Consider the following 12,773-nt stretch of genomic DNA (forward strand, 5'->3'; position numbering starts at 1 on the left):
CTACAAAAACAAATAAACTCGTCCTATTTAAAGGAGAGTTTATTTGTTTTTATGTTTAGATAGCGGAATACTCATGCAAAATTGCACACTATGTTCCATATTTTTTATTGAATACTTTATATCTAACGTTTCAAGAATTTGTTTAACAATATATAGCCCCAAACCACTTCCTCCAGTATTTCGATTCCTTGATTTTTCAATTCGATAAAATGGTTTGAAAATTTGTTGAATATCTTCATCTTTAATATTGATACCTGTATTTATAATTTTCATTTCGATTTGATCTTGTTTAGAATTCTCTCTTAACTTTATATAGACTTTTTCATTATGTGGTGAATACATAACCGCATTGTGGATAATATTTTTGCATGCTTTTTCTAAAAGAGCACAATCTGTATAAATAGAAAGGTCAGAATCAAATTCTTTTATTATTTCGATACTTTTTTGAGAAGCAAAAAATTCGAGATCTTTTGTGATTGTACCTATTAACTTTGAAGGATTAACTTCCTCTACTTTTAGTTTGAAGGTGTGTTGTTCTAATTTCGATACGCTTAAAATTTCACGAACTAATTGTTCCATACTTTCAATAATTTGATGATTTTTCTTTAAATATTGATCGCGATTTTGATAAGGGCCAATATTGTATATCATCCCTTCTAAGTATCCTTTCATTACAGTAAGAGGGGACTTTAATTCATGTGCTACAATCGCAAAAAACTCTCTGCGTTTTGTTTCTATTTCTCTTTCTTTTTCAATATCATTTTTTAATTGTTCATTTGCTTTTTTTAAATCAAACATAGCTTGTTGTAAGTTAATAGACATGTCATTCAAACTATTAGACAATTCTCCTAACTCATCTGTAGAGCGAACCTCAATTTTTTCGGAGAAATCTAAATTTGCCATCTTTTGTGCACCTTCATTAATATAAATAAGTGGCTTTGTAATAAACCTGGAATAAAAATAAGCACTTCCTATACCAATAATGAGCACAATGATACTAATATAGGGGAGAAATCGTACTAAAACCTGTGAAGCTTCATCAATCGGTTGAAATGTAGCAAAGACTATAAGCGTTAAACTACCATCTTGGAATTGAATTGGTTTCGTAACGTTATATGAATTGCTAAGGGTACTTGCATTCTCGAATCGTGTTGCTTTAGTAACTACTGTTTTTTGCGTACCACTTTGAATAAAAGAAAATGAAGGAGAGTAAATAATTACTCCTTCTTTATTTTGAAGGTAAAGCATCGCATTATTTTTTTTTGCGTATTCATCAAAAAGTGGTATCGCATCTTGAAACGTAAGATTTTTAGACTTATCAATGATTTCGTTTATCCCTGTTTGAAGTTGATCTGTTTTATATTGCTCATAAAACGTAGGGAGAAAGAAGTATAAAGTTAAATAAATCAATACTGCAAAGGATAACAAAATGAGAGATGTAGTCATAAAGAGTTTATAAGTAATTTGCTTCATCTTCATGAGTTTCACAATACTATTCATCAATTTTATAACCAATACCCTTTATTGTTTTAATATAAGGGATAGCTAATTTTTTGCGTAGGTTTTTAATATGTGTATCAATTATTCGTGTTTCTCCAAAATAATCGTACCCCCAAACCTTCTCTACGATATTTTCTCTTGTAAGTACTTTTCTCTCATTTTGAAATAGTAGTTGTAGAATTTCAAACTCTTTTGTCGTTAATATAATTTCAACATCATTTACATAGACTCTATATGCATCCACATCGATACGAACTTCTTTAAATATCAAATGATTATTTACATTTTTATCATAACTTCTTCTAAGTACAGCTTCGACTCGTCTAATCAAAACATGAAATGAAAAGGGTTTTGTTATATAATCATCGATCCCAAGATCGAATCCTTTCATTTGATCTTCCTCTTCTTCCAACGCAGTTAGCATAATAATTGGTACGTTTGACTGACTTCGAATCATTTTAGAAACTTCAAACCCATTAAGATTGGGCATCATGACATCTAGGAGAATTAAATCAAAGGATTGCTTATTAAATTGTGTCATACCCTCTAGTCCATCTGAAGCGACTACCACTGTATAATGCTGTGTCATTAAAAATTGTTTAATTAATTCCTGAATTTCTTGATCGTCCTCTACCACGAGAATATGATAGTTTTTCATAATATCACCTCTGGTAGTCATTATAGCCGTACTATCTGGAGTTTATGTGGAGATACAGTAGTAAACTTCATAGGACGTTTACTACCAAAAAGTATTATTAGCTATATTACTTTTTTATGGAGAAATAATTGATTAAAAAACTTATCGTATGAATTGATGTATGAATAATATTTACGAAAAACTAATGTATAATAATGTGAATTGTATGTAATTTCTTAAAGTTTGTGAAAATATACTTGTGCTTCTTTACCAAAAGAGGGAAAGGAATTTTAATATAGAAGAAGCTACAATAATACTAGAGTGTGTGCCAAGAACTTTGGATTTCTTTCATCTAGTTTCTGTTTAGTCGTTAATCACTACATAACAATGCTCTTGCTAAACCAAAAGTTTAAGGGTACGAACTTGAAGAGGTTTACATAATACTAGAAAGGTTGTGAAATGATTTGAAGTGTTATAAAGGTATGCTGTTTGATTTAGATGATACGTTACTTGATAGGGATAAGGCAGTAGCGGCATTATTTTTAATTGTTTTAGAAAAGTGTTATGAAAATGTAGATGGTGCGGCTAAAAGCAACATGTTACAGAAATTCAAAGAATACGATAAAAGAGAATATGGCATAAGTAATAAAACGACAGTTTTAGAATCATTGTTTGATGAATTCACGCCGAAGTATAGATTGCCACGCAATTATATCCAAGATTTTTGGAATAATAATTTCCCTAGATGTTTTTCAATAGACCAAAATACTATTCATTTCTTAAATCAAATAAAGAAGCACTTTAAAGTTGGAATTATAACAAATGGCTCAACTCAGAGGCAAAAAGCTAAAATATTTAACACGAATTTAAATAGGTATTTTGAAACAATCATTATTTCTGAAGAAGTGGGATTTAGTAAACCTGATAAACGTATATTCGAACTAGCATTAAATAAGCTAAATTTACAGCCGGAAAATACTTTATTTGTTGGGGATGACTTAGAAAAGGATATTGCTGGTCCTCAAAATGTAAATATAAAAGATGTGTGGTTTAACCCTCAAAAAATCAAGAATACTACCAAAATACAACCATATGCCGAGATTAACACTTTGGATAGTTTGTTAAGTTATGTTACTCCACAATATTTTTATAACAAGTAAAAGCAATTTCATATATATATTCAAAAATATAAAAAAGAGAAACTATCATTAATTTCATTGACCGTATTAGTAATAAAGAATAGAGGCAATTTTAATAGCTGCGGCTAATTTAATCTATGATTAATACGAAGTTTTGTAAAACAATTTTACTCATACGGTGCACATTATAAAGGGGTGGGACTATGGACATAAAGAAAGTAGTAATCGATGGAATCAATATTGCGGTCATTAGAAACGATAAGGTATTAATATCGGATGTTCAGTCTGCATTAGATACTATGGCAACAGTTCAATACGAGGTAGATGCGAAGCATATTATTATCCACAAGTCATTAATAAGTGAAAGCTTCTTTGATTTAAAAACACGTCTTGCGGGTGATATCCTTCAAAAGTTTATAAACTACAAGGTAAAGATTGCTATCATTGGGGAGTTCTCTATTTACACTAGTAAAAGCTTAAAAGACTTTATTTATGAATGTAATAAAGGGAATGACATTTTTTACTTAGCAACTGAGCAACAAGCAATTGAAAAACTAAGTACATTAAAGTAAAAATTATATCCTGCTAAATTCCCCCATTTCACTTAGTTCATGATTATATACGATATAGAAGAACTGATGTTTGTGGTAAACTAAGAGATGAATAAAGGGGGAGTTTTTTTGAACAATTTTAATGATACGATCCGAAATTTAAATAATATAGTTTACCAACCTAACAATTTAATGATTACGAATCTAAAAGAAGAAAAGCAAAACGCAGAATATGCAGGATGTTTATTCCACTTAAATAACAAAACCATTCGTTTTAGAAAATCAAAAGTTACTCCTAATAAAATTGGGCAATTTGTTTCTTTTTGGGAGAAAGATGACAATATGCAAAATCAAGCATTTTCTTATGACGCTGCTCCTGACTTATTAGTTATTACTTGTATAGATGATCATAAACTAGGACAATTCATTTTGCCTAAAGAGATTCTTCTTAAGGAAAAAATCTTGAGAACACAAAATCAAAAAGGCAAGATGGCTATGAGGATTTATCCTATATGGGATAAGCCTGTCAGCAATCAAGCTAAAAAGAGCCAAATGTGGCAACTTCAGTATTTTGTTGATTTAAGCGATTGTAATAATTTACCTATAGACAAACTATTAAATTTGTATTTGTAGCTTCTTATCTTTAGTGATCTTGTCGGTTAGACTTTTTGTACCGGTACAGTTACATAAAATGTACGTTGTTACAGTACCCCTTAAAACTTACAATCAGCATATATTATTTAAACTTATAAAATTTTAAGGGGTGCTAAATATGACAAGTTTACAAGATCAGCTTTTCGCAAGATTAAATCTTAAAAAACGTAATGAAGTAACGTTTGAAGAATTACCTACTATACTCTTTTCATTTGCACATACTATACCATTTGAGAATTTAGACGTTATAGCACGAAATACGAATCAAATCTCTCTGGAAAACTTACGAGAGAAAATTTTAACTAGTTCCCGTGGTGGACTTTGCTACGAATTAAACACCCTTTTTTACTATTTCTTAAAAGACTGTGGCTATGATGTACAACTGGCATTAGGTACGGTTTATAAAAATGATATAAATGCATGGGCACTTGAGGATGGCCATATAACAATTATTTTAACTTATGCTAATGTACAGTATTTAATTGATGTAGGTATAGCTTCATTAGTACCTCTTGTTCCTGTACCTTTTACTGATGAGTCTGTTTCTTCAAAGAATGGTTCGTACCGGGTGAGACGAAAAGATACGAGTAAAGGAAATTATGTTTTAGAAAGAATAGATGCTGAAGGAGAATGGAAAGTTTGTCATGCCTTTTATAAACATATTATTGATGAGATAGTAGTAAACGATGTTCAAAGAAGAGTAATAGAAGATGAGAAATCTATTTTTAATAAGGGACCAATTGCAGTGAAATTGACGGACTCTGGGCATGTCTCTTTAACGAATAATAGTGTAACTGAAATTATTTATGGAGCAAAAACTAAGCGTGAGGTTACAGAAGAGCAATATAGAGAGCTTTTATATACTTTATTTGCTATTAAGTAATGAATAATAAAGATAGCCGGTACTTAATCAGAGGCGGCTATCTTTATTATTTTTTGGTGTAAATGGTTTTCGTCTAATATGTTTCGGAAACTGCGGTATAGTTAATGTTTCCTCAGTTTCTTCATATGTATGAAAAACTGGTTCTTTTGCAGCAGAATAATATGATTTAAAGTTTGATTTTCTTAATACATATAATACACTAGAACAGTACGAAAAAGTATGTACAATGAATTTTGAATGTAAAGGAAGATTATTATGTCAGTTATTGATAAATTGAAACTTAATAAGTATACAAATATGGTCGTAATTAACGAACCAAGTAATTATGACATTTTTACAGGTAAAGAAACTGTATTCTCAAAAGAACACGATGCTATCTTTATATTTGTAGAAACGCTTGATGAAATGGTGAAACAAACGAATTTTATTATTAGTAATGAAGAATTACTAATTGAAAAAGGTTACGTGTTCTTCGCATATCCGAAAAAAGGTAATGCTCGTTATAGTACGTTTATTCACCGTGATGAGATGTTTCCGGCATTAAACGTTGGAGAAGATGGTTATGTGGGAGAAAGCAATATTAAATTTGCACGAATGGTAAGTATGGATGAAGTCTTTACTGTTGTAGGTTTAAAACGTGAAAAGAAAAAAACAATGAAAACATCTGCTATGAGTCAATGTGTTGCCGATTATGCAGATCGAATTAAAGATGTTGAAGCATTATTAGCTAATCATCCGAATGAACTTAAGTTTTATCAAAGTTTAACGCCTGGATACCAAAAAGATTGGGCACGTAATCTTTTTTCTGTGAAACAAGAAAAAACACGTGAAAAACGTCTAGAGAAAATGATAGAAATCCTTTCACAAGGCTATAAAACAATTGAATTATTCCGTAAGAAGAAAAAATAATGACTAAGAAAGTCACAATGCTGCAACAATTAATTGTGATGAGTACATTGAAAAAAGTATTCTTTCCATTATACTAAGGAATGTTCTTATATTTATATAATTAGCAAAAAGAGAAAAGGTGTTTGAAATGAAATCGTATATTGTAGTTGGATCTGGAATTTTAGGAGCGTCTACTGCTTATCATCTTGCTAAAGCAGGTGCGAATGTTACTATCGTGGATCGCCAACAATTAGGGCAAGCAACTGATGCAGGAGCAGGTATTGTATGTCCATGGCTATCACAGCGTCGTAATAAAGCATGGTATAAAATCGTTAAAGGCGGTGCACGTTACTATTCTTCGTTAATTCAGCAATTAGAAGAAGACGGTGAAACTGACACAGGATATAATCGTGTAGGTGCAATTAGTTTACATACTGACGAAAAAAAGTTAGATCAAATAGAAGAGCGAGCTTATAAACGACGTGAAGATGCCCCAGAGATTGGTGAAATCACTCGCTTATCAGCTGAAGAAACAAAAAAATTATTCCCAGCATTATCAGACGAATATAGTTCTGTTCATATTAGTGGTGCTGCACGAGTAAATGGAAGATTATTACGCAATGCATTAATAAGTGCTGCGAAAAAACATGGTGCAACTTTTATAAAAGGCGATGCCATATTAGTCCGTGAAGGAAATCATATTACTGGAGTTATAGTAAACGATGAAACAATTTTAGCAGAAAAGGTTCTTGTAACTGCAGGTGCATGGGCGAATGAAATCTTGAACCCATTAGGAATTAATTTCTTAGTTACATTCCAAAAAGGACAAATTGTTCATCTGCAAATTGAAAATACAGCAACAGAAAATATGCCAGTTGTTATGCCACCAAACGATCAATATATTTTAACGTTCGACAATGGTCATGTCGTAATTGGTGCAACACATGAGAATGATACGGGTTTCGATCATCGTGTAACAGCAGGTGGTCTACATGAAGTATTCCATAAAGCATTAGCAGTTGCACCTGGCTTAGAAAATGCTACAATGCTTGAAACGAGAGTTGGATTCAGACCATTCACACCAGGGTTCTTACCTGTTATCGGACCGCTACCTAACTTTGAAGGAATTCTCGTTGCGAATGGATTAGGAGCTTCGGGTTTAACAGCTGGTCCATACTTAGGAGCGGAACTTGCTAAACTAGCGCTCGGACAACCGATTGAATTAGATTTAAATGATTATGACGTTGCTGGAGCAATTGAATAATATGGGGTACTGCTAACATTTAGGAAAACCATGCTAAACAAATTTGACAAGGAATAAACAGTTTTTCCTCTGTTAAGAGTATGCCTGTTTATGAAAAATAAAATTCTTTAAAAATAGAGGGCCGACATTATAAACCTGCATTAATAATGTAGAATTGTGATGTCGGCTCTTTATTCATATTGATTTAAAACTTATTTTCGAGAGGAGGTTAAGTAATGAGAGCACCATATCAAGTATTGATATTTCCTTATATAAAAACTGACGATTCTATTCAATATGGTATTTTTAACCGAAGTGATTATGGTTATTGGCAAGGAATAGCTGGTGGCGGAGAAGACGGTGAAATTCCTATTGAATCAGCAAAACGGGAAGCGTTTGAAGAGGCTGGTATTACAAGAGAATGTCCATATATACAATTAGATTCTGTGTCTTCACTACCAGTAGAGGATGTAGTTGGAGGATTCCTTTGGGGAGAAGAGGTTTATGTAATAAAAGAATTTTCTTTTGGAGTTAAAGTCCCTACAAAAAACATATCATTATCTAAAGAACACTTCAATTATAAATGGTTATGCTTCGAGGAAGCAGTAACGTTTTTGAAATGGGATAGCAACAAAACAGCATTGTGGGAATTAAACAAAAGGCTATTAAAACAATAAAAGTTTTAGCTAACAAAGATATTAGTGGAACAAGAATTTGAACAATTAAAAAAATCTTGCTACACTTCTAAACAGTGTTTTAGATTATAAAATAGGGTAATATAGATTTGGCATGGGTAATGAACTAAGAGAACTTGCACTAAGAAAAGCCCTATACAGTTGCCTGTGAAAAAATGAAAATAGTTAGAAATATTTTTATGTTGTACAGTTTTTGGCTATGAATAGCGGAATAAATATTAAGTATTCAACAGTTCAAATAGAACGAGTCATCTTTTTATTTTAAGAAGAAAGATGACTCGTTTTATGCTAATATTCGCTTAGTGTATATTTTCGTTAAAATGTGGGTGGGCCCCTTTTAGCAAAACCGGAGTGGGAATGATGAGTATAAATAGTTTTGTGGGATTAATAAAGGACGAATTATTAAAAGAGGTAAGCATACGAAGTGAAGATGAATTCGAGCCTGTAGTAGTTAAAGATATTCCTAGACTTTGGAAGTGTTTAGGGACAGGTAATTATGCCGCAGTATTCATGCACAGAGAATACAAAGATTGGGTAGTGAAAGTTTACGTGCGAGAAGGAGAAGGAATTGAAAAAGAGTCAGAAGCATACCGAAGAATTGGAAATCATCCTTCTTATTCAAAGCTTATATATAAAGGAGAAAATTTCATAGTATTGAAACGTTTAAAAGAAATTACTTTATACGATGCTATTCATAAGGGGATTAAAATTCCTAAGCAGGTAATACTTGATATCAATGAGGCTTTGGAGTATGCGAGGGAACAAGGGTTAACTCCTTGTGATGTTCACGGGAAAAATGTGATGATGGAAAAAGGAAGGGGATATGTGGTCGATGTATCTGATTTCTTAAAAACAAAAGAAGATAGTAAGTGGAGAGACCTAGAAAAGGCATATTTCACCTTTTATTTTCCTTTCATTTATAAATTGCCTTTCCCTGTTAAAATACCGTATTTTATGTTAAACATTGTTAGACGTTCGTACAGAAAATATAAGAAGCTTAAAAAGAAATTCAAATTGTAAAAGGACCACATACTTATCTTTAAGTTAAATCAGCGAGCCAATAGTAAACAAAAGTACCGTAAATTTTAGATATGTCTAATATGTACGGTACTAATTTTATAACATCATGAAGTAATCAGTTGAACAAATGGGTGGGCCGCTACATCGCCATAAACTTGAGAAATGCATTGTTCTCAAAAATGAGTTGAATTCACATAAATTACTGTAGAAAAATTAAAAATTTTGTTTAGGGGCTACTTCAAGACCTTAGCTTGCTGAGTATGTGGTGCTACCCCCATTACTATCAACTTAAGAATTGATAGTAATGGGGTATTTAATTTCTTATCTTGATGAGTATGGGATACTGCCAGCATTTCTTCTATCTTCTATATTCTTGTTGTAGGGTGTTATAAAATTCTTAAGTTAATAGGCCTTGAGTGGCATACATAGCAGAATTAACGAGTAAATGTAACAATCTCATCAACAGCTTTGATATAACCACCTGCCTCACGGAATGATTGACTAATTTTTTTGGCATTCTCTTTGTAAATCGAATGCTGCAACACTTCATTAACGGCATGTTTTAAATCCTCGGCCGATAATTGCTGGATATTTAACATAAATCCTGCGCCAAGTTCGTATACTCGCTCAGCAATCGTATGCTGATCATTTATAAATGGGAGCATAACTAGAGGTACTTCAAAATAAAGTGATTCACTTGTGCTATTCATTCCACAATGACTAATAAATACATCCGCTTGACGCAGTATATCTAATTGTGGAAGATAGTTACCAACAATAAAATTATCAGGTATATCTCCTAGCTGCTCCACTATTAATTGTTTGCCTATACTAAGTACTACTTTCGCATTGAGATCTTTTAAACCGACGAAACATTTTTGATAGAATTCAGGCTGATTATTAATTATGGTTCCCATAGAAATATAAATCACACGTTCTCCTTTTAATTCATCAACCGAAAAATCATTTAGAGTTTCATTTTCAGCAATGGAAGGACCGATAAAAATATAGCCAGCCTTAAAATCCTTGCTGTTTCTTTGGAAATAGCGAGAAGTAAAGACAATATTCAAATCGCCTGAACCCGGACAAAGTAAAAAATTATCAGATAGGGATACTTCATATTTTCCTTCTAAATATTGTTTCCTTTTTGCTATTTCTTCTAATTGCAAAAATGCTTGTAGCATGGCTAAACGTTCCTGTTTTTGTTCTATGTTTCTTGTTCCTGTCAGATTCATATTTTCTTTTAGTTCTTGTGAAAAAGCAAACGTGGTCCAAGTTGCAATAGATGCTAAACCTCTATGGTGAGCAACCCATTTTCCAGGTAAAGACTGTGCATCATAGAGGATGTAATCGTATGTTTCTTTGGAGATTTCTTCAAAAATGGAATCAGTAATTCTTTCCATAGCATGAAGGAAGTGTAATAAGTACTCTTGAGGATGGGAAGTCATAAGATTCATAGTTTCCGAAAGCTCTCTTTGTGCCTCTTGATTGATGGGACGGAATTGTGCACCTGCTTTTTTGATTTTTTCTTCAAAATCATTTGATGAATAATAGACAATGTTGTCTCCACGTTGTACTAAATCATGTACTAATCCTAATGTTGGATTTAAGTGTCCTTCTCCACCTATATTGATGTAAAGTGCTTTTTTCATCTTTATCCCCTCCAGTAAATTTGATATCGTAAAATGTAAACGATTTTTTATTTTGTTTGAATTATAACGAACGAAGTGAATAAATGTCTATTTTCATTTTTGAATATTCTTAATTTTTAGAGGGTGTTTTATTTAGATAACTTGATGGCGATGGGTTCACCATATCAAAACAAGAAAATTGTGCGTATAGACATATTTTTCAACCGCTTCCTGTACGTTAAGGGAATCGTTATTTTTTTACAGTTTTTTTATTATGGAATTCAAAATAACTAATTATAATAGGTGAAAAAACAATCAATAGTTGGGTTACGGAAAGGATTCGAATTTACATTCTTTCTCAATACATATTATGGATAAATAAAGTAAAATATGGGTTAGGGTTATGTCTCATGTTGTGTTAATCCTAACAATAACTAAGGGTACATAATATGCTTTCATACCTTTGAATAATTTTGTTATAGAAGGGATGGAGATTTAAATGGCTCAAATTGTTGGTATTGATATATACCTTTGTACTGGGGCTTTAATCTATATGCGTGAGGGCCTTTCCCTAAGTCTTGTTAGGAAGTAAGGAACAGCAAGCACTTATACAATATGAATAGAGGAGAGGAATGCCTTATGAAAATACGTAGTCAAATTACATGTGCAAGTCTGGCCCTTTTAATAGCTGGAAGTTCCCTGTCATATACAACACCAACCTCAATTGTAAAAGCAGAGCCCACTCAAAATGTATCTAGTTCGTTACAAACAAATACGCAACGAGATCATACTTCCGTCAAGCAAGCAATGCGGGATACATTGCAACTTGGATACCCAGGGATACTTGCTAAAACTTCTGAGGGTGGAAAAACGTGGGGATATGCCGCTGGAATAGCGGATCTGAGAACCAAGAAACCAATGAAAACAGATTTTCGCTTTCGCATTGGGAGTGTGACGAAGACGTTCACCGCAACAGTTGTACTTCAATTAGTTGGAGAGAATCGCTTGAAGCTAGACGACTACATCGAAGACTGGTTGCCTGGTGTCATTCAAGGAAATGGATATGATGGTAACAAGATTACTATCCGGCACATATTGAACCATACAAGTGGTATCGCTGAATACTCAAGGTCAAAAGACGCTGATTTTACGGATACAAAAAAATCGTATACGGCTGAGGAGTTAGTGAAGATGGCGATTTCTCTTCCCCCAGATTTTGCTCCAGGAAAGGGCTGGTCTTATTCAAACACAGGATACGTATTACTGGGTATCCTTATTGAAAAAGTAACTGGAAACAGCTATGCGGAAGAGGTTGAAAATCGAATTATTGAACCACTTGAATTGTCGAATACATTCCTACCAGGCAACTCAAGTGTTATTCCAGGCACTAACCATGCCCGTGGGTATGTCCAACCAGACGGAGCAAGTGAGCTAAAAGACGTTACTTATTATAACCCAAGTGCAGCTAGCTCTGCTGGAGATATGATTTCTACGGCTGAAGACTTAAACAAATTCTTCTCTTACTTGCTCGGTGGCAAATTACTGAAAGAACAGCAACTAAAACAAATGCTTACTACAGTTCCTACAGGAAAAGAAGGAATCGATGGATATGGTCTTGGAATCTATGAAACTAAGCTTCCAAGCGGTGTCTCGATATGGGGACACACAGGTGGCATTCTAGGGTTTACAACTCTAGTTGGAGGTACACTTGGAGGCAAGCATACGTTGGTCGTCAATTGGAATAGTTTGGGTAGAATTGGCAGTCCTAATCCTTTTAAAAAAATTTTACTTGCTGAATTTAGCAAGTAGGAAAAAAGGAAAAATTTATCGTAGTTTTCATAGTTAAAAATATACTTTACTGTTTCAAAAGCCCCAACTTATTTTCAAGAAAAATAAGTTGGGGCTTTTTTTGTTTTGGTGGCGTTTATTCTT

General features: G+C 32.9%; 12 protein-coding genes and 1 pseudogene. 9 read left to right on the forward strand and 4 right to left on the reverse strand.

Features of this window, described 5'->3' with window-relative positions:
• Positions 1-39 precede the first annotated feature (39 nt).
• Both ACYFX0_RS26240 and ACYFX0_RS26245 read right to left on the reverse strand, forming a co-directional pair.
• Positions 40-1,500, reverse strand: coding sequence for a sensor histidine kinase (locus ACYFX0_RS26240; protein ID WP_001084893.1), 1,461 nt, complete (start codon positions 1,498-1,500; stop codon positions 40-42).
• Positions 1,493-2,158 (reverse strand): response regulator transcription factor, encoded by a 666-nt coding sequence (locus tag ACYFX0_RS26245; RefSeq protein WP_000800727.1) that lies wholly within the window; start codon positions 2,156-2,158, stop codon positions 1,493-1,495. Before ACYFX0_RS26245 ends, ACYFX0_RS26240 begins: the two co-directional genes overlap by 8 nt.
• A 461-nt stretch (positions 2,159-2,619) precedes the next feature.
• Here ACYFX0_RS26245 and ACYFX0_RS26250 point away from each other — a divergent pair, with 461 nt between their 5' ends.
• From ACYFX0_RS26250 to ACYFX0_RS26265, 4 genes are all read left to right on the forward strand, one after another.
• The gene (locus ACYFX0_RS26250; RefSeq protein ID WP_460272017.1) at positions 2,620-3,297 is read left to right on the forward strand and encodes an HAD family hydrolase; all 678 of its coding nucleotides are present in this window, start codon (positions 2,620-2,622) and stop codon (positions 3,295-3,297) included.
• A gap of 182 nt (positions 3,298-3,479) precedes the next feature.
• Positions 3,480-3,848 (forward strand): DUF4180 domain-containing protein, encoded by a 369-nt coding sequence (locus ACYFX0_RS26255; RefSeq protein ID WP_000351863.1) that lies wholly within the window; start codon positions 3,480-3,482, stop codon positions 3,846-3,848.
• 108 nt (positions 3,849-3,956) lie between these two features.
• On the forward strand, positions 3,957-4,460 hold the full coding sequence (locus tag ACYFX0_RS26260; protein ID WP_001058784.1) for a MepB family protein: 504 nt from the start codon (positions 3,957-3,959) through the stop codon (positions 4,458-4,460).
• 139 nt (positions 4,461-4,599) lie between these two features.
• Positions 4,600-5,364 carry an arylamine N-acetyltransferase family protein gene (locus ACYFX0_RS26265; RefSeq protein WP_106082091.1) on the forward strand — a complete coding sequence of 255 codons (765 nt, stop codon included), beginning with the start codon at positions 4,600-4,602 and terminating at the stop codon, positions 5,362-5,364.
• Between the two features lie 23 nt (positions 5,365-5,387).
• Here the strand turns inward: ACYFX0_RS26265 and ACYFX0_RS26270 are convergent.
• Positions 5,388-5,592, reverse strand: a pseudogene (locus ACYFX0_RS26270) (hypothetical protein).
• Between the two features lie 27 nt (positions 5,593-5,619).
• On the opposite strand from ACYFX0_RS26270, the gene ACYFX0_RS26275 reads away from it, so the two are divergent.
• The 4 genes from ACYFX0_RS26275 (at position 5,620) to ACYFX0_RS26290 (ending at position 9,210) form a co-directional block, all read left to right on the forward strand.
• Complete coding sequence (locus ACYFX0_RS26275; protein ID WP_000110859.1) at positions 5,620-6,273, forward strand: YdeI/OmpD-associated family protein; 654 nt, start codon at positions 5,620-5,622, stop codon at positions 6,271-6,273.
• Positions 6,274-6,400: 127 nt separating this feature from the next.
• Entirely contained in the window at positions 6,401-7,516 is a 1,116-nt protein-coding gene (locus ACYFX0_RS26280; protein ID WP_106082119.1) for an NAD(P)/FAD-dependent oxidoreductase, read from the forward strand.
• Positions 7,517-7,731: 215 nt separating this feature from the next.
• Positions 7,732-8,172 (forward strand): NUDIX hydrolase, encoded by a 441-nt coding sequence (locus ACYFX0_RS26285; protein WP_001202616.1) that lies wholly within the window; start codon positions 7,732-7,734, stop codon positions 8,170-8,172.
• A gap of 378 nt (positions 8,173-8,550) precedes the next feature.
• Entirely contained in the window at positions 8,551-9,210 is a 660-nt protein-coding gene (locus tag ACYFX0_RS26290) for a protein kinase family protein (protein ID WP_000026523.1), read from the forward strand.
• 434 nt (positions 9,211-9,644) lie between these two features.
• Here the strand turns inward: ACYFX0_RS26290 and ACYFX0_RS26295 are convergent, their stop codons facing one another.
• Positions 9,645-10,862 (reverse strand): macrolide family glycosyltransferase, encoded by a 1,218-nt coding sequence (locus ACYFX0_RS26295; RefSeq protein ID WP_106082090.1) that lies wholly within the window; start codon positions 10,860-10,862, stop codon positions 9,645-9,647.
• Positions 10,863-11,480: 618 nt separating this feature from the next.
• On the opposite strand from ACYFX0_RS26295, the gene ACYFX0_RS26300 reads away from it, so the two are divergent.
• Positions 11,481-12,650 (forward strand): serine hydrolase domain-containing protein, encoded by a 1,170-nt coding sequence (locus tag ACYFX0_RS26300; RefSeq protein ID WP_460272018.1) that lies wholly within the window; start codon positions 11,481-11,483, stop codon positions 12,648-12,650.
• Positions 12,651-12,773 lie beyond the last annotated feature (123 nt).

This window comes from Bacillus sp. NEAU-Y102 (genome assembly GCF_054788175.1).

Excerpts from the sequence above, each read along its gene's own strand:
- ACYFX0_RS26240 (WP_001084893.1), bottom strand. The coding sequence starts at position 1,500 with ATGAATAGTATTGTGAAACTCATGAAGATGAAGCAAATTACTTATAAA.
- ACYFX0_RS26245 (WP_000800727.1), bottom strand. The coding sequence starts at position 2,158 with ATGAAAAACTATCATATTCTCGTGGTAGAGGACGATCAAGAAATTCAG.
- ACYFX0_RS26250 (WP_460272017.1), top strand. The coding sequence starts at position 2,620 with ATGCTGTTTGATTTAGATGATACGTTACTTGATAGGGATAAGGCAGTA.
- ACYFX0_RS26255 (WP_000351863.1), top strand. The coding sequence starts at position 3,480 with ATGGACATAAAGAAAGTAGTAATCGATGGAATCAATATTGCGGTCATT.
- ACYFX0_RS26265 (WP_106082091.1), top strand. The coding sequence starts at position 4,600 with ATGACAAGTTTACAAGATCAGCTTTTCGCAAGATTAAATCTTAAAAAA.
- ACYFX0_RS26275 (WP_000110859.1), top strand. The coding sequence starts at position 5,620 with ATGTCAGTTATTGATAAATTGAAACTTAATAAGTATACAAATATGGTC.
- ACYFX0_RS26280 (WP_106082119.1), top strand. The coding sequence starts at position 6,401 with ATGAAATCGTATATTGTAGTTGGATCTGGAATTTTAGGAGCGTCTACT.
- ACYFX0_RS26285 (WP_001202616.1), top strand. The coding sequence starts at position 7,732 with ATGAGAGCACCATATCAAGTATTGATATTTCCTTATATAAAAACTGAC.
- ACYFX0_RS26290 (WP_000026523.1), top strand. The coding sequence starts at position 8,551 with ATGAGTATAAATAGTTTTGTGGGATTAATAAAGGACGAATTATTAAAA.
- ACYFX0_RS26295 (WP_106082090.1), bottom strand. The coding sequence starts at position 10,862 with ATGAAAAAAGCACTTTACATCAATATAGGTGGAGAAGGACACTTAAAT.
- ACYFX0_RS26300 (WP_460272018.1), top strand. The coding sequence starts at position 11,481 with ATGAAAATACGTAGTCAAATTACATGTGCAAGTCTGGCCCTTTTAATA.